The organism is Fructobacillus sp. ESL1129 (genome assembly GCF_058507945.1).
Genome location: NZ_CP196668.1, coordinates 1,094,471 through 1,112,995 on the forward strand (window position 1 = coordinate 1,094,471; position 18,525 = coordinate 1,112,995).

General features: G+C 46.1%; 19 protein-coding genes and 1 other annotated feature. All 19 genes read left to right on the plus strand.

All coding sequences use genetic code 11. The annotated features are described in order from the left end of the window. Window positions 1-20: 20 nt before the first annotated feature. The gene (locus tag ACSYSL_RS05435) at window positions 21-1,466 is read left to right on the plus strand and encodes an amino acid permease (RefSeq protein ID WP_491708519.1); all 1,446 of its coding nucleotides are present in this window, start codon (window positions 21-23) and stop codon (window positions 1,464-1,466) included. Between the two features lie 156 nt (window positions 1,467-1,622). After that, complete coding sequence (locus tag ACSYSL_RS05440) at window positions 1,623-2,060, plus strand: LytTR family DNA-binding domain-containing protein (protein ID WP_491708520.1); 438 nt, start codon at window positions 1,623-1,625, stop codon at window positions 2,058-2,060. After that, complete coding sequence (locus ACSYSL_RS05445; RefSeq protein WP_491708521.1) at window positions 2,060-2,503, plus strand: DUF3021 domain-containing protein; 444 nt, start codon at window positions 2,060-2,062, stop codon at window positions 2,501-2,503. The genes ACSYSL_RS05440 and ACSYSL_RS05445 overlap by 1 nt, the downstream gene beginning before the upstream one ends. A gap of 186 nt (window positions 2,504-2,689) precedes the next feature. Then, window positions 2,690-2,845, plus strand: coding sequence for a hypothetical protein (locus ACSYSL_RS05450; protein ID WP_491708522.1), 156 nt, complete (start codon window positions 2,690-2,692; stop codon window positions 2,843-2,845). A 554-nt stretch (window positions 2,846-3,399) separates the two neighbouring features. Continuing rightward, window positions 3,400-3,627: a hypothetical protein gene (locus ACSYSL_RS05455; RefSeq protein ID WP_491708523.1), complete on the plus strand. Its 228-nt coding sequence runs from the start codon at window positions 3,400-3,402 to the stop codon at window positions 3,625-3,627. Window positions 3,628-3,745: 118 nt separating this feature from the next. Continuing rightward, the gene (locus ACSYSL_RS05460; protein WP_491708524.1) at window positions 3,746-4,489 is read left to right on the plus strand and encodes a sulfite exporter TauE/SafE family protein; all 744 of its coding nucleotides are present in this window, start codon (window positions 3,746-3,748) and stop codon (window positions 4,487-4,489) included. A gap of 749 nt (window positions 4,490-5,238) precedes the next feature. Next, entirely contained in the window at window positions 5,239-8,868 is a 3,630-nt protein-coding gene (gene rpoB / locus ACSYSL_RS05465) for a DNA-directed RNA polymerase subunit beta (RefSeq protein WP_187753585.1), read from the plus strand. Between the two features lie 22 nt (window positions 8,869-8,890). Continuing rightward, the gene (gene rpoC / locus ACSYSL_RS05470) at window positions 8,891-12,550 is read left to right on the plus strand and encodes a DNA-directed RNA polymerase subunit beta' (protein WP_491708525.1); all 3,660 of its coding nucleotides are present in this window, start codon (window positions 8,891-8,893) and stop codon (window positions 12,548-12,550) included. 114 nt (window positions 12,551-12,664) lie between these two features. Further along, window positions 12,665-13,114 (plus strand): hypothetical protein, encoded by a 450-nt coding sequence (locus tag ACSYSL_RS05475; protein ID WP_187753583.1) that lies wholly within the window; start codon window positions 12,665-12,667, stop codon window positions 13,112-13,114. A 195-nt stretch (window positions 13,115-13,309) separates the two neighbouring features. Beyond that, complete coding sequence (locus tag ACSYSL_RS05480) at window positions 13,310-13,729, plus strand: Mini-ribonuclease 3 (RefSeq protein ID WP_010691441.1); 420 nt, start codon at window positions 13,310-13,312, stop codon at window positions 13,727-13,729. Further along, window positions 13,713-14,465, plus strand: a complete 753-nt coding sequence (gene rlmB / locus ACSYSL_RS05485; RefSeq protein ID WP_187753582.1) for a 23S rRNA (guanosine(2251)-2'-O)-methyltransferase RlmB — start codon at window positions 13,713-13,715, stop codon at window positions 14,463-14,465. The genes ACSYSL_RS05480 and rlmB overlap by 17 nt, the downstream gene beginning before the upstream one ends. A gap of 39 nt (window positions 14,466-14,504) precedes the next feature. After that, window positions 14,505-15,068 (plus strand): hypothetical protein, encoded by a 564-nt coding sequence (locus ACSYSL_RS05490; protein WP_187753581.1) that lies wholly within the window; start codon window positions 14,505-14,507, stop codon window positions 15,066-15,068. Window positions 15,069-15,126: 58 nt separating this feature from the next. Continuing rightward, window positions 15,127-15,276 (plus strand): 50S ribosomal protein L33, encoded by a 150-nt coding sequence (rpmG, locus tag ACSYSL_RS05495; RefSeq protein ID WP_010691445.1) that lies wholly within the window; start codon window positions 15,127-15,129, stop codon window positions 15,274-15,276. 9 nt (window positions 15,277-15,285) lie between these two features. Further along, on the plus strand, window positions 15,286-15,462 hold the full coding sequence (secE, locus tag ACSYSL_RS05500) for a preprotein translocase subunit SecE (protein WP_010691446.1): 177 nt from the start codon (window positions 15,286-15,288) through the stop codon (window positions 15,460-15,462). Between the two features lie 101 nt (window positions 15,463-15,563). Next, window positions 15,564-16,133, plus strand: a complete 570-nt coding sequence (nusG, locus tag ACSYSL_RS05505; RefSeq protein WP_010691447.1) for a transcription termination/antitermination protein NusG — start codon at window positions 15,564-15,566, stop codon at window positions 16,131-16,133. A gap of 119 nt (window positions 16,134-16,252) precedes the next feature. After that, the gene (gene rplK / locus ACSYSL_RS05510) at window positions 16,253-16,714 is read left to right on the plus strand and encodes a 50S ribosomal protein L11 (protein WP_010691448.1); all 462 of its coding nucleotides are present in this window, start codon (window positions 16,253-16,255) and stop codon (window positions 16,712-16,714) included. Further along, the gene (rplA, locus tag ACSYSL_RS05515; protein ID WP_010691450.1) at window positions 16,714-17,406 is read left to right on the plus strand and encodes a 50S ribosomal protein L1; all 693 of its coding nucleotides are present in this window, start codon (window positions 16,714-16,716) and stop codon (window positions 17,404-17,406) included. The genes rplK and rplA overlap by 1 nt, the downstream gene beginning before the upstream one ends. A gap of 36 nt (window positions 17,407-17,442) precedes the next feature. Next, window positions 17,443-17,562 (plus strand) — a sequence feature (ribosomal protein L10 leader region). Between the two features lie 24 nt (window positions 17,563-17,586). Next, window positions 17,587-18,108, plus strand: a complete 522-nt coding sequence (gene rplJ, locus ACSYSL_RS05520) for a 50S ribosomal protein L10 (protein WP_010691452.1) — start codon at window positions 17,587-17,589, stop codon at window positions 18,106-18,108. A gap of 44 nt (window positions 18,109-18,152) precedes the next feature. Further along, window positions 18,153-18,518, plus strand: a complete 366-nt coding sequence (gene rplL / locus ACSYSL_RS05525) for a 50S ribosomal protein L7/L12 (protein WP_010691455.1) — start codon at window positions 18,153-18,155, stop codon at window positions 18,516-18,518. Window positions 18,519-18,525 lie beyond the last annotated feature (7 nt).

An 18,525-nucleotide genomic window follows, 5' to 3' on the forward strand; every position in this document is an offset into this window, starting at 1 on the left:
CAAAATGGAGGTTTTTGCTCATGGCAGAAACAAATGTGAATACAATCAAGCACCAGCTCCAAACCCGCCACGTTTCAATGATTGCGCTTGGTGGTTCAATTGGAACTGGTCTCTTCTTAACATCGGGTGCTTCGGTTTCACAAGCCGGGCCATTTGGTGCCATTGCTGCCTACGTGGCAATCGGTATCATGGTCTACTTCCTGATGACGTCTTTGGGTGAAATGGCGACTTTTGCCCCAACGTCAGGATCGTTTGCTGAATACGGCAATCGTTTCGTTGACCCGGCTTTTGGCTTTGCCCTTGGCTGGAACTACTGGTTTAACTGGGCCATCACCTTGGCCGTGGATACCGTCACGGTTGGGTTAGTTGCCCAATTCTGGCTGCCACAGGTACCATCCTGGATTTTTTCAGCGATTGCCTTGGTCTTGATTTTCCTAATTAACCTTTTCTCCGTGCGCACTTTTGGTGAAACGGAGTTCTGGTTGTCCTTGATTAAAGTGGTGACAATCTGTTTCTTCCTCTTTATCGGGGTTTTGGCCATCTTTGGTATCATTAACTCCCACACGGACGTGGTTCGCAACTTGACGGTTGGTAACCATGGCTTCGTTGGTGGCATGGGTGGTATCTTGTCCGTCTTCGTTGTGGCTGGGTTCTCTTTCCAAGGAACTGAACTAATCGGGATTACGGCTGGTGAAGCCAAGGACCCTAGCAAGTCCGTTCCTAAGGCCATTCACTCCGTCTTTTGGCGAATCTTGCTTTTCTACATCGGGGCCATCTTCGTGATTTCCGCCTTGGTTTACTACAAGGACCCCCGTTTGATGTCAGCTGCCGATTCCGGCAACATCTTGATGTCACCCTTCACGATTGTCTTTAAGAACGCGGGGATTGCTTTCGCTGCTTCTCTGATGAATGCAGTTATCCTGACTTCTGTTTTGTCAGCCGCCAACTCCGGTACGTATGCGTCAACGCGTACACTTTACTCGCTGGCTAAGAAGGGGCAAGCACCAAAGATTTTTGGTCGCTTAAGCAAAAATGGTGTTCCTTGGGCAGCGCTGCTCTTAACAATGGCCGTTGGCTTGCTTGCCTTCACTTCTGAAATGAAGGGTGGCAACATCGTTTATGGTTGGTTGGTGTCCGCTTCCGGTTTGACCGGCTTCATCGCCTGGATGGGTATTGCCATTGCCCACCTGCGCTTCCGGCGGGCTTACGTTGCCCAGGGGCACAAGGTTGATGACCTGATTTACAAGGCAAAGTGGTTCCCATTCGGGCCAATCTTTGCTTTGCTCATGTCCATCATCGTTATCTGTTTGCAGGATCCCGCTTCCTTTGCAAACTGGGAATGGGATAAGATTGCCGTGACCTACTTGTCCGTGCCAATCTTTGTGATTCCATACTTTGGTTACAAATGGTCAAAGAAAACGAAGTTGATTCCGCTAGAAGACGTGGATTTGACGGGTAAGAAATAAAATGAAAAAGTCGTTCATGGATTTCCATGAACGACTTTTTATGTGGATTAACCACTTATCTTTCTATAGGGACCAGATTTCTCTAAAACGGTAACAGGATTTTTGCAACATGCTATTATCAAAATAGAACAAAGGAGAGAGGTGAGATCCTTGAAAGTGCTTTTAAATGTCTCAGAAGATAATGCGGAAGCGAAGATTCTAGTTAACGTACCCAAACGAACTGTCTTTTTTGAGAATTTATTTCTAAAAATCAAACGACTTTTGCATGAACAACAAGTAAATGTTGAACAAGATGGCGAATTTTATACCTTTGAGGTGAATGGTATTGAACGGGTATTTACAGAAAAGAAAAGCGTTTTTTGCCAAGTAAATGGGAAAAAATATCGAATCAAAAAATACATCTATGAAATTGCTGATCTTTTGCCGTCCGATTCATTCTTCCAAATTTCACAGTCGGAGATTGTCAATCAACACTTTGTCTGTAAGTTTTCACTGACGAAGACGGGTCTGTATCAAGTTGTGCTAAAAGACGGCAGCTATACCTATGCTTCAAGACGATACATGTACAAAATTAAAAAGGAGTATTTCAAATGATGAAGTTTTTTAAAGGACTACTTTCTAGCATTTCTGCTGGTATCACCATTGGGCTGTTACTCTCGCTATTTTTTAGCTATTGCTATCAACTAAACGTCATGCAGCCATCAGGTAATCGCTTTGTTGACAGTTTTTCCTCACCATTGCAGGCAATGGCGGTTGCTACATTGATTTGGGCAGGCATGGGGGCCATGTTTTATTTGGCATCCTTCATCTATCGAATTGAATCCATCAGTATCACCAAACAAACGACTTATCATTTCCTGGTGACTTATGTAGGTTATACGGTTCTAGCGCTCTTTGCCAAATGGTACCCCTTTACGGCAACCTGGTTTTTGATTTATACTGCTATCTACATTCTGATTTATATCATCATTTGGTTTTGCTCAATGCAGTCAGCCAAACACTTGGTAGAAGAAGTCAACGCATTAGCACTGAAATGATTTGGAAGATAAAAGAAGCAGAAGGTCAAGCAAAAATATGTTTTCAGTGCTAAACATGTAGCAGCAAGGACTGGCATTGCTTGATAAAGTCGGTGTTGTTTGCTAACATCATATCAACAGGGGAAAGGCAAGTAGGATAGGTTTTTTTGTCCTGCTTGTTTTTGGATTAAAAGGGTTGGAGGAAAAATGATGAATAAAAAGGGTCAGGAATTTTCAGTAGAAAAATTGCGTGCCGAATTAAATGAGTATGGTTATTGGATTTTATTCACTGCTGTTTTTTTAATTTCCTTTTTGTGTGGGATAGCAGTTGGACTGAATCATCTCAATCATGCTGGCATGTAGTTAAACATAAAAGGTCGCGCACGATTCAATTCGTGTACGACCTTTTTTAAGTTGCTAGAATTTACTCTCGTACTTTTCAAAAACTGTCTCTATCGGCCGAACGTGGCCGTTCTGGTAATCTTGATAGCCTTTTTCCATTTCGAATTGAAATTTTCGAATTCGATCCCTTTGTTCACTCAAACAGAATCCATCGTTCCTTGAAATCTTTCTTGTCATATTAAACCTCACTGATCGAAATAAAAAGCGATGACCAAATCAGTCACCGCTACACAAGTTTTTCTGTTGCCAGCCAACAATCCAGGATGAACCTGGCTTACTTTTTCTGTTGTCAGCCAACGATCTGGGTCGCACCCAGCCTAATATATCTGGTTTTATAGTTGCTTGCTCAACTGGGGGAGAGCAAACCTCTCGTTTCTTGAATTATAGCAAGCGTCCAAAAATGATTTCATTCTGTTTTGTATTAATTATTAAAGAAGAGTCATTCAGTAATGGCCCGTTTTGGTCTCACTTGATATCTGTTATCCTTTCATATAGAAGAACAAAGGAGACAACCCATGAAAAAGATCTTTGCCAGAGAAAATAACAAGCAGGCACTGATTAGTGGTTTGGTTGCGGTTCTGATTTTCGTGCCGTTTATTGTCATCATTCAATTAGCAACAAAGCACTCAGTGGATAGCTGGCCATGGTGGGGACAGTTTGCGCTCTACTTTGTTTTGGGGATGGTCGCCGTCCAGGTGAACCAGTGGCGTATGAAGAGAGGAAAGAATCAGTCAAAACGATAGCTAGTGTAGAGCAAGTAGATTAATTGACGTTGCTTCACGTGAAACACTTGGCAGCCGGCTGATAGTCACCCCGACAGTGCTATACTAAATGATAAGTAAGAGGAGAAGGGGAGAACCCATGGCAAGCGTTATCTACTTATTAATCATGAGCCTTTTGGCTGGTATCTTGAACGGCATCGTGGGGATGGCCGCGCTCACCCTCTATCCCGTGCTGCTGTCGATCGGCATTACGCCAGTCAGTGCTAACGCCACCATCACCATTTCGCAGATGGGTTCTGGGATTGGCACGCTGCTTTCTTCCTTTAAAGAGCTGAAACATCATTGGAAGCAGGCCATCTTGATTGCCCTCATCAACACATCTGCTGGTATTCTAGGTGCCTTGCTCCTCATTCACAGTTCCGATGCGGACTTTAAAAAAGTCGTGCCACTCTTTATCCTGTTAGCCGCCATCATGATTTTGCTGCCAAAGAAACAGCGAGAAGGACTAACAAAAAGCCCATGGGTTAAAGCCATGGGCTGGATTAGCATCTTCTTAGTCGGCCTCTACATCGGCTACTTCGGCGCTGGGTCGGGCTTGCTGATGATTGCCGTCTTGTCCAGGGCGCTGAACGAAAAGTATGCGACCTACAACGCCATTCGTAACTTCGCGACTTTTCTAAACAACGGTGTGGCAGGAATTCTATTCGCCTTCACCATGCCTGTCCACTGGGTGGTCATCCCAATCCTGTTAGTGGGCCTCTTCGCCGGTGGCTTTCTCGGTCCGATCGTCGTTCGCCACGTTCCACAAAATAAAATTGAGCGCTACGTCGGTATCTTTGCATTGGTGCTGTCGACAGTGCTGGCTTGGCAGGCGTGGGGATGATGTCGAAAATATTTATGTCATTGAGGGCTTTTATTTGACCTAAGGGTTCCAATAAGGAATATTGGATTGAATTTTTTTGTTGCCACTGCTATACTTCGAGCGTGAAGTAGTTGAAAAGGTTATCATTTCTTTTCAAAGCCGTCGTTTGTCAGCGACGGCTTTTTTATTTGAATGCATTTTTACCAAAATATGATGTCGGTATAAGAAAAGCCCCGGCTGTCAAACCGAGGCACATGTGGCTATTTCTTTCGATTAAACCACTTGTGTAACTTAGTTAATGCGAATTCTGTCAAAACAGCGGTTAAAACAGTTAGCACGGCGTTAAGCAGTTGCACGATGAAGTAGCTGAAAATCACGGTTATCACCTCCCTTCCGGGGGCATAACTACGACCCTTACTTATTAATACGTAAGGATTGATGAACTTCTCCAAAACCGTCGTTTGTCAGTGGCAAGTTTTTTCATTGGTCCGTACCTCTTACCCCTTTTTCATAATTTTGTCAAGAATTTCCCTTGTATTTTTTGAAAAGACCCGTATAATAGTATTCAGTAACACTGTAAATAAATATGGCGGCTGGTGATCTATTGTCCATCAGAGCCCTTATAGCAGGCAAGGTCCGCGCCCTAACGGTCGCGAGACTTGCTTTTTTTGTGCCTTTCGGCCCCAAAATAAGGACTTTTTTGCTAAATTTTTACGAAAATTGTCAAATTTATTTTGCATGAACAGTGAATTTTAGATGAGGTGATAAGTGTGGCAGGACATTTAGTAAAATATGGTAAGTACCGTACTCGTCGTTCATACTCGAAGATTAAAGAAGTTTTGGATCTTCCAAATTTGATCGAAGTGCAAACGGCATCCTACCAATGGTTCCTTGATGAAGGAATCAAGGAGATGTTTAACGACATCATGCCAATCGAAGACTTCCAAGGAAACTTGTCTTTGGAATACGTTGACTACCAGTTAATGGAGCCAAAGTACAACATCGATGAGGCCCGTGAACATGATGCGAACTACTCAGCACCTTTGCACGTCACGCTTCGCTTGACGAACAAGGAAACGGGTGAGATTAAGTCCCAGGACGTCTTCTTTGGTGATTTCCCATTGATGACGAAGCAGGGAACTTTCATCATTAACGGTGCGGAACGTGTTATCGTTTCACAGCTTGTGCGCTCACCTGGTATTTATTACAACCAGGAAGCTGACAAGAACGGTCGTCCACACTTTGGTACAACGGTTATCCCTAACCGTGGTGCTTGGTTGGAATACGAAACGGATGCCAAGGGTATCGCTAACGTTCGTATCGACCGGACGCGTAAGTTGCTGATGACGGAATTGGTTCGTGCCCTTGGCTTTGGATCAGATTCTGACATCATCGACATCTTCTCTGACCAATACGATGCCTTGAACATGACTTTGGAAAAGGACGTTCACAAGAACATGTCCGATTCCCGTGTTGAAGAATCATTGAAGGACATTTACGAACGCTTGCGTCCAGGAGAACCTAAGACGGCCGACTCGTCTCGTGCCCTTTTGGTGGCTCGTTTCTTCGATCCAAAGCGTTACGATTTGGCTCCCGTTGGTCGTTACAAGATCAACAAGAAGTTGTCACTTAAAAACCGTTTGTTGAACCAGACCTTGGCCGAAACGTTGGCTGACCCTGAATCTGGTGAAATCATTGCGGAAAAGGGAACGGTTGTGGACAAGGCTGTTATGGCTAAGTTGGCACCATTCTTGGACAACCCTGACTTTAAGACGGTTTCATACACGCCATCCGGCGATGCCGTTTTGCAGGACCCCGTTGTTCTTCAAAAGATTAAGATTGAATCACCTGAAAACCCAGACAAGACGTTGGTCTTGATTGGAAACGGTCACTTGCCTGAAAACGAACACAACGTTCGTCCAGCCGACATCATTGCCGGTATGAACTACTTCTTGAACTTGCAAGAAGGTGTTGGTCAAGTTGATGATATTGATCACTTGGGTAACCGTCGTATCCGTTCCGTTGGGGAATTGTTGCAAAACCAATTCCGAATTGGTTTGACTCGTATGGAACGTGTCGTTCGCGAACGGATGTCAATCCAAGACGCCGCAACGGTAACACCACAACAATTGATCAACATCCGTCCGGTTGTTGCTTCAATTAAGGAATTCTTCGGTTCCTCACAGCTGTCACAGTTCATGGATCAGACGAATCCACTTGGGGAAATGAACCACAAGCGTCGTTTGTCAGCCCTTGGACCTGGTGGTTTGACTCGTGACCGTGCCGGCGTTGAAGTTCGAGACGTTCACTACACCCACTACGGCCGTATTGACCCAATCGAAACGCCCGAAGGTCCTAACATCGGTTTGATTAACTCTTTGGCTACTTACGGTCGCATCAACAAGTATGGTTTCATCGAAACACCATACCGTCGTGTTGACTGGGGTACGCACAAGGTTACTGCCAAGATTGATTATTTGACGGCCGATGAAGAAGATAACTACATTGTTGCCCAGGCCAACACGGAGTTGGAAGACGATGGTTCATTCGTCCACAACACAGCCATGGCCCGCTTCGGTGAAGAAAACATCGAAACGCCAGTTGAAAAAATCGATTACGTCGATGTTTCGCCTAAGCAAGTTGTTTCGGTTGGAACGTCTGTTATTCCTTTCTTGGAAAACGATGATTCGAACCGTGCCTTGATGGGTGCCAACATGCAACGTCAGGCCGTCCCTTTGCTCGACCCACACGCGCCAATCGTTGGAACTGGTGTTGAATACAAGGCTGCCCACGATTCAGGTGCTGCCATTATTTCAACGGCTCCTGGTGAAGTGGAATACGTTGATGCGAAGGAAATCCGCGTGCGTCGTGAAGACGGTCAGTTGGATACCTACGAATTGATGAAGTTCCGCCGCTCTAACGGTGGTAAGAACTATAACCAAAAGCCAATCGTCAAAGTCGGTGAAAAGATTGACGATGACCAAGTATTGGCTGATGGACCATCAATGGAAAAGGGTGAATTGGCCCTTGGACAAAACCCTGTCATCGCCTTCATGACTTGGCACGGTTACAACTTCGAAGATGCCATCGTCTTGAACGAACGTTTGGTTCGTGAAGACGTTTATACGTCAATTCACATCGAAGAATTTGATTCAGAGGCTCGTGATACAAAGCTTGGCCCTGAAGAAATTACTCGTGAAATTCCAAATACCGGTGAAGAACAACTGAAGGATTTGGATGAAAACGGAATCATTCGTGTTGGTGCCGAAGTTAAGGATGGCGACATCCTGGTTGGTAAGGTGACGCCTAAGGGTGTGACTGACCTATCAGCCGAAGAACGACTTTTGCATGCTATCTTTGGTGAAAAGGCTCGCGAAGTTCGCGATACATCATTGAAGGTACCGCACGGTGGTGGCGGTGTTGTGCAATCCGTTCGCGTCTTTACGCCTGAAAACGGTGATGAATTGGCCCCTGGTGTTAACCAGATGGTTCGTGTTTACATCGCCCAAAAGCGTAAGATCCAAGTCGGTGACAAGATGGCCGGTCGTCACGGAAACAAGGGTACTGTTTCAGTCGTTGTTCCCGAAGAAGACATGCCATACTTGCCAGATGGAACACCAGTTGATATCTGTTTGTCACCCATGGGTGTGCCATCACGTATGAACATCGGACAGGTTTTGGAATTGCACTTGGGTTATGCCGCTAAGAAGTTGGGTATCCACGTTGCTTCTCCTGTTTTCGATGGAGCAACCGATGATGAAATCGAAGAAGCTTTGGCCGAAGCTGGTTTGCCAGCCGATGGTAAGACGGTCGTTTACGACGGTCAAACCGGTGAAGCCTTCGATAAGCGTGTTGCCGTCGGTGTGATGCACTACTTGAAGTTGGCCCACATGGTCGATGACAAGATTCACGCCCGTTCAATCGGTCCTTACTCCCTTGTTACGCAACAGCCTCTTGGTGGGAAAGCCCAGTTTGGCGGACAGCGTTTCGGAGAAATGGAAGTTTGGGCTTTGGAAGCCTACGGTGCCGCTTACACTTTGCAAGAAATCTTGACTTACAAGTCTGATGATGTTGCTGGTCGTGTAAAGGTTTACGAATCAATCATCAAGGGTGAAGCCATTCCTAAGCCAGGCGTTCCTGAATCATTCCGAGTTTTGGTGAAGGAATTGCAGGCTCTCGGTTTGGACATGCGTGTCTTGAACCAAGAAGGTGAAGCCGTTCAATTGAAGCAAATGGACGAAGACGATTCTGTCTTGCCTGTTGACGCTTTGGAAAAGTTGGCCCGTACCAACCCAGATCTATTGAACCGTGACGATGAAGAAGTCAAGGTCGCCTTTGATAAGGTGGATGGTCAAGAAAAGACCCAAGAACAAAGCACCTTTAGTGATGAAGAACAATAATTTTAGAAAGGTGACCGAATAGATGGCAATTGATGTTAACAAGTTCGAATCGATGCAAATCGGTCTTGCTTCTCCTGATCAAATCCATGACTGGTCTCATGGTGAGGTCAAGAAGCCTGAAACGATTAACTATCGAACACTCAAGCCCGAAAAAGACGGCTTGTTTGATGAACGAATCTTTGGTCCTACTAAGGATTACGAATGTGCCTGTGGAAAGTACAAGCGAATCCGTTATAAGGGAATCGTTTGTGACCGCTGTGGCGTTGAAGTTACCTCAGCGAAGGTCCGCCGTGAACGGATGGGGCACATTGAATTAGCTGCACCCGTTACTCACATCTGGTACTTCAAGGGAATCCCATCACGAATGGGCTTGGTCTTGGACATGTCACCACGCTCATTGGAAGAAGTAATCTACTTTGCTTCTTACGTTGTGGTTGACCCAGGTGATGCACCGGTTGAAAAGAAGAAGCTTCTGACAGAGCGTGAATACCGCGACTTGAAGAAGGAATACGGTGCGAACTTTAAGGCAGGAATGGGAGCCGAAGCCATCAAGGAATTGTTGGCCGACGTTGACTTGGCTGGTGAAGCCGCTGCCTTGAAGGCTGAATTGCAAGAAGCAACTGGTCAAAAGCGTGTTCGTGCGGTTCGCCGTTTGGACATTATCGAGGCCTTCTTGCAATCAGATAACAAGCCAGAATGGATGGTCATGGATGTTATTCCTGTCATTCCACCTGACTTGCGTCCGATGGTTCAATTGGAAGGTGGTCGTTTTGCCACTTCCGATTTGAACGACTTGTACCGTCGTGTGATTAACCGTAACAACCGTTTGAAGCGATTGTTCGATTTGCACGCACCTGGTATCATCGTTCAAAACGAAAAGCGTATGCTTCAAGAAGCCGTCGATGCGCTGATGGACAACGGTCGTCGTGGCCGTCCCGTTGCCGGTCCTGGTAACCGTCCATTGAAGTCCCTTTCACACATGTTGAAGGGTAAGCAGGGACGTTTCCGTCAAAACTTGCTTGGTAAGCGTGTCGACTACTCTGGTCGTTCCGTTATCGATGTTGGACCATTCTTGAAGATGAACCAAATGGGATTGCCACGTCCAATGGCAATCGAATTGTTCCGTCCATTCATCATGAAGGAATTGACGGCTCGTGGTCTCGCTGGCAACGTGAAGTCTGCTAAGCGTAAGATTGACAAGGCCGACGAAGACGTCATGGATGTATTGGAAGACGTAATCAAGGAACACCCAGTTCTTTTGAACCGAGCACCTACCTTGCACCGTCTTGGAATTCAGGCCTTTGAACCAGTTTTGGTTTCAGGTAAGGCCATGCGTCTGCACCCATTGATCTGTGAAGCCTATAACGCCGATTTCGATGGTGATCAGATGGCCATTCACGTGCCTTTGTCTGACGAAGCACAAGCTGAAGCTCGTTTGCTGATGTTGGCCGCCGGCCACATCTTGGCACCGAAGGATGGAAAGCCAATCGTTGCCCCTTCTCAGGATATGGTTATCGGTAACTACTACCTAACTACTGAAGAAGCCGGTCGTGAAGGGGAAGGCATGATCTTCTCCTCTGTTGATGAAGCCCGTTTGGCTTTTGAAAACAAGTTGGTTCACTACCACACGCGTGTTGGTATCCAAACTTCATCATTCCCCGAAGAAAAGCCATTTACCGACGAACAGCGCGGTAAGATCATGGTTACTTCAGTTGGTAAGCTCTTCTTTAATGAAATCTTGCCAGTTGATTTCCCATACATTAACGAACCTTCCGATGAAAACTTTGAAGGAATCTCTGATGACTTCTTCATGGATGCCGGTGAAGATATCCACGATTACTTGGATGGTAAGGCTGTTATTAAGCCATTCAAGAAGGGCTTCTTGTCCGACATCATTGCAGCGGTATACAAGCAGTACAAGGTGACGGAAACGTCATTGCTCTTGGACCGCATGAAGGATATCGGTTATGACATCTCAACCAAGTCTGGTTTGACGGTTGCCATGACCGACGTTACCGAACTTTCTGATAAACCAGAAATTTTGGAAAACGCCCACAAAGAAGTGGCAACGGTAACGAAGCAGTTCCGTCGTGGACTGATTACCGATGCCGAACGTTACCAACGAGTTATTGAAATCTGGTCAAAGGCCAAGGATGTTATCCAAGACGAATTGATTCAGACTTTCGACCTCCGAAACCCAATCTACATGATGCAGGATTCTGGAGCTCGTGGTAACATTTCGAACTTCGTTCAGTTGGCCGGAATGCGTGGTTTGATGGCCGGACCTGGCGGTAAGATTATCGAATTGCCAGTTACATCAAACTTCCGTGACGGTTTGACGGTTATGGAAATGTTTATCTCAACCCACGGTGCCCGTAAGGGAATGTCCGATACGGCCTTGAAGACGGCCAACTCAGGTTACTTGACCCGTCGTTTGGTCGATGTTGCCCAGGACGTTATCGTGCGTGAGTATGACAATGGTTCTGACCGCGGTGTTAAAGTCGCAGCCATTACCGATGGTTCTTCAATCGTGGAACCATTGTACGACCGTATCCTTGGTCGTTACGCGATGAAGACTGTCTTTGACCCAGAAACTGGCGAAAAGATTGTTGCCCGTAACGAGATGATTGATGAAGCTGCCGCTAAGAAGATTGTGGCAGCCGGTATTGAGGAAGTAACCATCCGTTCTGTCTTTACTTCAACGACGGAGCACGGTGTTTCAGTTCTCGATTACGGACGTAACTTGGCCACTGGTGAAGAGGTTGAAGTTGGGGAAGCCGTTGGTACGGTTGCCGCCCAGTCAATCGGTGAACCAGGTACACAGTTGACCATGCGTAACTTCCACACGGGTGGTGTTGCCGGTGGAAACGATATCACGCAAGGTTTGCCTCGTGTGCAAGAAATTGTGGAAGCACGTATCCCTAAGGGACGCGCTGAAATTTCTGAAGTAACGGGTAAAATTACCGCAATCGAAGAAAACCCAGCCGAACGGACTAAGGACGTAACAATCGAAGGTGAGACCGATACTCGGACTTATACTTTGCCTTTGACTGCTCGTATGCGCTTTGGTGAAGGTGACTTTATCAAGCGTGGTGAAGCGATTAACGAAGGACCAATCGATCCGAAGGAATTGTTGGCTGTAACGGATACGTTGACGACGGAATCATACATGCTTTCTGAAATTCAGAAGGTGTACCGTTTGCAGGGTATCGAAGTTTCCGACAAGCACATCGAAGTAATGATTCGTCAGATGCTTCGTAAGGTTCGCATCATGGATCCAGGTCAAACTGACTTGTTGCCAGGAACCTTGATGGACATTGCCGACTTTAAGCGGGCTAACGAACCAGCGCTCTTTGCTGGTAAGGTACCTGCAACGGCTCGTCCTGTCTTGCTTGGAATTACGAAGGCTGCCTTGGAGACGAACTCCTTCTTGTCAGCCGCTTCCTTCCAGGAAACGACACGTGTCTTGACGGATGCTGCTATTCGCGGTAAGAACGATCCACTTGTTGGATTGAAGGAAAACGTCATTATCGGTAAGATTATTCCAGCCGGTACTGGTATGTCCGAATACCGTAAGATTAAGCCTGAAGTTGTTGGTGAAGTGGTTGCAAAGCCAGAAGAAGCAACGGAAGACATTCAATCATTGGACGACGTGGCCCAAAAGATGGACCAAGAAGACTAATGAAGGCAATATAAAGCCAGTTGATCAGCACGGTTATCGTGCTGATCAACTGGCTTTTTTATTGAGTGGAGACCTAAAATAGGGTAGACTAAGGGTAGGAATAAAGGAGATCGCATGGCAAAGGTAACGATTAATTGGATTGACTGGGTTAAGAAATTATCAAAGAAACAATTATGGGCGATTGCCATTGTGCCAGCGCTCATTGTGGTGGCCCTCTTTATTTGGCGATTGAAGTCCGGTAATTCGGAGTATAATGCTAATTGGTTTGCCTATGCCTTGACTTTGTACTATGTGGCAGCCTTTAGTCCGGCCGGTGAACAGATTCAGTACCGACTCTTTCCAAAAGCTGTTCCGCATAACCAGTACCAAGTAACAAGCTGGAACCAGTGGACACAAGCTATGTTGGTTTCAGTGGTTTTGTTGATTGTCGCTTTGTTAATTTGGCCTCCCCTAAACCAGTCCGAAATTGCTTTACATGTGGTGGGCTCAGCGGTTTTCGGCTTCATTGCGATGTGGACTTGGCGTTGGTCTAATGGTATTCGCCAGCAAAAAAATAACAAATAATGCACAGAAGGCCCCTTTGTTTGGGGTTCTTTTTAATGGAAGAAGCAGGGAAGTAGTGGGCGTCTTTAGTAAAATAGTCTTTTATCAGTTAGTTAGGCTATTTTGAAGCAACAAAGGTCTTGGTTGTCAGGTAATATTCCGAATTGGAATTATACTAAAGACAGTCGGGAGGAGACGTCTTCGTTAGAGGATACAATGGAAAAACTCGACTATGAACAAATGAATGGGTTGTCTCTTGCCTATATCGGTGATGCAATCTACGAAATCAAGGTTCGAACGCACCTGGTTAGCACGGGATTAACAAAAGTTAATGATTTGCAAAAGAAATCCAGGCACTATGTTTCAGCCAAGGCTCACGCTGCTATTTTTAACTTGATGCGCGATGACCACTACTTGACGGAAGAAGAGTTGCACTACTTTAAGCGTGGACGTAACGCCAAGTCCTATACCAAAGCTAAGAACACGAATGTCGTGGCTTATCGAATTTCGACAGGAATTGAAGCGATGGTGGGGTATCTTTACCTTTCAGGACAAAGTGAGCGTTTGGATCAGATGATGGACTGGATTTATGAACAGGTCGAACAAGGGAGAGTAGACGATGCCAAAACAAAGTGAGCAAGCCTTTATTTATGGGCACCATGCGGTGATCGAGGCGCTAAAGGGCGATCAAAGTTTAAACAAACTATGGATTCAAACTGGTTTGAACCCTCGGTTGGCGCAAGAAGCCAGCAAGTTGGCAAAGGAACGTGGTTTAGTTATCACGCAGGGACCTAAGGGTAAATTGGATGAACTGGCTGACCGTGGCAATCACCAAGGCCTAGTTCTTTCGGTGGCCGCCTATGATTACGCTGATTTAGATCAGCTATTCGAAAACGCCGAAGCAGCCGGAGAGGATCCCTTCTTCTTGATTCTGGATGAGATTGAAGATCCGCACAACTTGGGTTCCATTATGCGTACGGCTGATGCCGCTGGTGTGCATGGTCTCATTATCCCCAAGCGTCGCTCGGTTCAATTAACCGGAACCGTCGCTAAAGCATCGACCGGTGCCATTGAACACGTTCCTGTTTGTCGGGTAACGAACCTGGTTCAAACGGTGAAGACTTTGAAAGAACGCGGTCTCTGGGTCTTTGGAACTGATATGAACGGGCAGGATTACCGGACCTGGGATGCCAAGGGCGCCACGGCTTTAATTATTGGAAATGAAGGAAAGGGTATCTCGCCGTTGCTGAAAAAGCAGGTGGATGCCATGCTGACGATTCCGATGATTGGCCATGTCCAGTCCTTGAACGCTTCCGTCGCCGCCTCGCTGTTGATCTACCAAGCCTTTGGCTCGAGACACCCATTAAAATAAACGGGTGGCAAATGCCCCCGTTCAACAGGGGGTGTGTGGATGAACCGAGATCCGTTACTACCAGCAGTGATTGCTGCACAGCGTGGGCATGAGTGCGCCTATTGTTTTTTACAACGGGCGACGCGCGGTTTGGTTGGTAAAGTCTATCAGGAACAATTATCTGGTCGTTACCGTTTTGATGATTGGGAAGCCGATGCCTTAGTTTCCCTGATTAATTCCGTCCGTTGTTTTGCATTGATTGAGCGAAGTGCTCGCTTTTCAACCTATTACACGCAGTCCCTACTTAATCGCTCGCGTGATATTAAGCGCAAGGCCATGAGTCATAAGGGACGGGCCGCTGCTGAAATGCTTTCTTTTGACGAGAGCCCGAGTTTGGGCCAAACACTTGTGACGGATTCCTTTAATCCTGAACAAATTTTGCTTGTCAAAGAGGCTCTGCGAGACATTCGTTTTCGTAGAGGGAAGGGCTATGCCCATGGCGTTTCGAAACTGGTCGGATTGAAACCACTGAAAAAGCACCTCGATGCGAAAGAGGCACGACGAATGCAACAGGTTCAGTACCATTTTAAAAAGACCGTGTATCGCGCTCTAAAGGAGGAATAGGCTGCTTGCTTGTTCTCGCCTTTGAATCGTGCTATGATAGCAGGAAGTGAGGTAAACTATGCCTAGTCAAAAAGCATCGTTAGCCTGTGACGTCTGTGGTTCAAGAAACTACACCGTAACCCTTTCAAAGGGACGGACAGAACGTCTAGGCGTTAATAAATTTTGTCCCCATTGTGGGAAGCACACCTTCCATCGAGAAACTAAGTGAGGTTTTTTCATGATTACTTATTTTAAGAATGTTGCTTCAGAAATGAAGAAAGTGACCTGGTTGTCATGGGCGCAGACGAATCGTGAAACCATTGCGGTGATCGCTATGTCCATTCTCTTTGGTGTCTTGATTGGTGCCTTCGATTGGGTCTTGAAGCAAGGTGTTAATTTCTTGGTGGCGCACTAAGAAAAGCTGTAGTATACTAAAAACAGCGAAAAAAGAGTCTAACGGCTCTTTTTTATTTACAAAAAAACTAAAGGAGGGCGGGCTGACATGCCCGCATCGATATGACGGATTCAATCGAAAAAGCATGGTTTGTTGTGCACACTTATTCAGGATACGAACACAAGGTCCAAGCAAACTTGGAATCACGTACCCAAACAATGGGAATGGCGGATCAAATTTTCCGCATTTTGGTTCCTGAACAAGAAGTATCAACCGTTCAAGACGGTGAAGTGAAGACATCGATTGAAAACGACTTTCCTGGCTATGTTTTGGTCGAAATGGCCACGCCACAGGACGGCAACATGACAGACGAAGCTTGGTATGTTGTTCGTAACACGCCAGGGGTTACTGGATTCCTTGGCTCCCACGGTGCCGGATCAAAGCCTAACTCATTGCTTCCTGAAGAAGTTGATTTGTTGATGAAGCGAATGGGCATGACCGGTGAAAAAGTCGTGGATTTGGACGTCGAAGTTGGTCAAACAATCAAGATTGTTGCCGGACCATTTAACGGCATGGAGGGAATCATCCGTTCCATCGATCCTGAAAAGCAGGAAGTGGAAGCAACGGTTGAAGTCTTCGGTCGTGAAACACCGACGGAACTTGGCTTTAACGATATTGACACAAACATTTAATTGCTGAGAAGTCCCTTTACGAAAGGGGCTTTTTTTGTTATGATAATAGGGCATGTCAAAGACATGTGTGGAAGCAGCACTCAAGCTGCGCTCTACCACAACACGAGGAGGAAAATATCGTGGCTAAAAAAGTCGTAAATGTAGTTAAACTACAAATCGCTGCCGCTAAGGCAACCCCAGCTCCTCCAGTTGGTCCTGCATTGGGACAAGCTGGAATTAACATTGCTCAGTTTACTAAGGAATTCAACGCCCGGACTGCTGACCAAGCTGGTTCAACAATCCCTGTTGAAATCTCAGTTTTCGATGACCGTTCATTCGAATTCGTTACGAAGACACCACCAGCAGCTGACCAATTGCGTAAGATTGTTGGTAAGGGTTCTGGTGAACCTAACGTCAAGAAGGCCGGAAACGTTACTCTTGACCAAATTCGTGCTATCGCCGAAAACAAGATGGCCGATTTGAATGCCAATGACATCACAGCTGCCATGAAGATGATCGAAGGTACTGCCCGTTCAATGGGTGTTACGGTCGACGGTGTGGACTTGACTGTTGATGGAACAGCAATCAAGGAGGAAGCATAATGACTACTAAGCATGGAAAGAAGTATTTAGAAGCCGCAGCCAAGGTTGAAGCCGAAAAGGCCTACAACTTGACTGATGGTGTTTCCTTGTTGAAGGAAGTTTCATACGCCAACTTCGACGCTTCAGTTGAATTGACTTTCAAGTTGAACGTTGACACGCGTCAAGCTGACCAACAACTCCGTGGTGCCGTTGTTTTGCCAAACGGTTCTGGTAAGGATAAGAAGGTTGTTGTCTTCGCCCAAGGTGACAAGGCTAAGGAAGCAGAAGCTGCCGGTGCTGATGTCGTTGGTGCCGCTGACTTGGTTCAGCGTATCCAAGGTGGTTGGCTTGACTTTGACGTTGCTATCGCAACGCCTGACATGATGGCTCAAGTTGGTCGTGTGGGTCGTGCATTGGGTCCTAAGGGATTGATGCCTAACCCTAAGACTGGTACGGTTACTATGGATGTTAAGAAGGCTGTTTCTGACGCCAAGGGTGGTCAAGTGACCTACCGTACTGATCGTGACGGAAACGTTGCGGTAACTGTTGGCCGCGTATCATTTGATGATGCTAAGTTGGCAGAAAACATCAAGGCAATCGCTGCTGTTATCTTGAAGGCTCGTCCAGCCGCCGTTAAGGGAACTTACGTTTCAAACGTGGCTTTGGCCTCAACGATGTCACCAGCCGTTACCTTGGATGTAACGTCTCTTTAATTGACAGCTGTCAATTAACCTGTTAGACTAACAAAGTAAATTAAATCAATTTTGCCTAAGACTCAGGTGGTGCTTGCACCTTAATCTCCTGCCGAGGAAGTTATTAAAGATAACTGACCCGTCTGTCTTTTGGCAGGCGGGTTTCTTTTGCAAAAAAATCTTGAGGAAGGAGAATTTCACATGAGTGAACAAGCTATTGCTTTGAAGGCGCAAAAGGTTGCTGAGATCGCTGACCAGTTCAAGAACTCAACTTCTGCCGTTGTTGTTAACCCTCGTGGTTTGACTGTTGCAGAATCAACTGACTTGCGTCACCAATTACGTCAAGAAGGTGTCGTATTGGAAGTTATCAAGAACAAGGTTCTTGTCCGTGCTTCTAAGGACGCTGGTTTTGAAGGATTGAACGATTTGTTTGCTGGTCCTACGGCCGTTGCCTTCTCTGAAGAAGACGCCGTTGCCCCAGCCCGCATTTTGAAGAAGTACGCCGATGCTAACGAAAAGCTCGTTATCAAGGGTGGTGTGATTGATGGTTCAATTGTTTCAATTGATGAAATCAACAAGTACGCTTCATTGCCTTCACGCGAAGGTTTGCTTGGTCAGTTGATGGCCGAGTTCCAGTTCCCAATCCGGAGCTTTGCTTATGCTGTTAAGGCATTGCAAGAAAAGAAGGAAGCTGAAGGCGAAACAGCCGAAGCTGCCGAATAAGTTTGACTTATTAGAAAACATTTATAAATTGGAGGAAATTAATCATGGCTTTTGATAAAGACGCGATTATCGCATCATTGAAGGATGCAACGATTTTGGACTTGGCTGACTTGGTTTCAGCTATCGAAGAAGAATTTGACGTTTCAGCTGCTGCACCTGTTGCCGCTGCTGGTGCAGGTGACGGCGCAGCCGCTGCCAAGTCAGACTTCGACGTTGAATTGACTTCTGCAGGTACTGCAAAGGTTAAGGTTATCAAGGCAGTTCGTGAAGCAACTGGTCTTGGTTTGAAGGAAGCTAAGGACTTGGTTGACAACGCACCTTCTGTCATCAAGGAAGCTGTTCCTGAAGCAGATGCCAACGCAATGAAGGAAGCTTTGGAAGAAACTGGTGCCTCAGTTACTTTGAAGTAATTCATAA

What these genes read in the sequence shown, in the direction of transcription:
- ACSYSL_RS05435 (WP_491708519.1), top strand. Translation starts at nt 21, where the DNA reads ATGGCAGAAACAAATGTGAATACAATCAAGCACCAGCTCCAAACCCGC.
- ACSYSL_RS05445 (WP_491708521.1), top strand. Translation starts at nt 2,060, where the DNA reads ATGAAGTTTTTTAAAGGACTACTTTCTAGCATTTCTGCTGGTATCACC.
- ACSYSL_RS05450 (WP_491708522.1), top strand. Translation starts at nt 2,690, where the DNA reads ATGATGAATAAAAAGGGTCAGGAATTTTCAGTAGAAAAATTGCGTGCC.
- ACSYSL_RS05455 (WP_491708523.1), top strand. Translation starts at nt 3,400, where the DNA reads ATGAAAAAGATCTTTGCCAGAGAAAATAACAAGCAGGCACTGATTAGT.
- ACSYSL_RS05460 (WP_491708524.1), top strand. Translation starts at nt 3,746, where the DNA reads ATGGCAAGCGTTATCTACTTATTAATCATGAGCCTTTTGGCTGGTATC.
- rpoC (WP_491708525.1), top strand. Translation starts at nt 8,891, where the DNA reads ATGGCAATTGATGTTAACAAGTTCGAATCGATGCAAATCGGTCTTGCT.
- ACSYSL_RS05475 (WP_187753583.1), top strand. Translation starts at nt 12,665, where the DNA reads ATGGCAAAGGTAACGATTAATTGGATTGACTGGGTTAAGAAATTATCA.
- ACSYSL_RS05480 (WP_010691441.1), top strand. Translation starts at nt 13,310, where the DNA reads ATGGAAAAACTCGACTATGAACAAATGAATGGGTTGTCTCTTGCCTAT.
- rlmB (WP_187753582.1), top strand. Translation starts at nt 13,713, where the DNA reads ATGCCAAAACAAAGTGAGCAAGCCTTTATTTATGGGCACCATGCGGTG.
- ACSYSL_RS05490 (WP_187753581.1), top strand. Translation starts at nt 14,505, where the DNA reads ATGAACCGAGATCCGTTACTACCAGCAGTGATTGCTGCACAGCGTGGG.
- rpmG (WP_010691445.1), top strand. Translation starts at nt 15,127, where the DNA reads ATGCCTAGTCAAAAAGCATCGTTAGCCTGTGACGTCTGTGGTTCAAGA.
- secE (WP_010691446.1), top strand. Translation starts at nt 15,286, where the DNA reads ATGATTACTTATTTTAAGAATGTTGCTTCAGAAATGAAGAAAGTGACC.
- nusG (WP_010691447.1), top strand. Translation starts at nt 15,564, where the DNA reads ATGACGGATTCAATCGAAAAAGCATGGTTTGTTGTGCACACTTATTCA.
- rplA (WP_010691450.1), top strand. Translation starts at nt 16,714, where the DNA reads ATGACTACTAAGCATGGAAAGAAGTATTTAGAAGCCGCAGCCAAGGTT.
- rplJ (WP_010691452.1), top strand. Translation starts at nt 17,587, where the DNA reads ATGAGTGAACAAGCTATTGCTTTGAAGGCGCAAAAGGTTGCTGAGATC.
- rplL (WP_010691455.1), top strand. Translation starts at nt 18,153, where the DNA reads ATGGCTTTTGATAAAGACGCGATTATCGCATCATTGAAGGATGCAACG.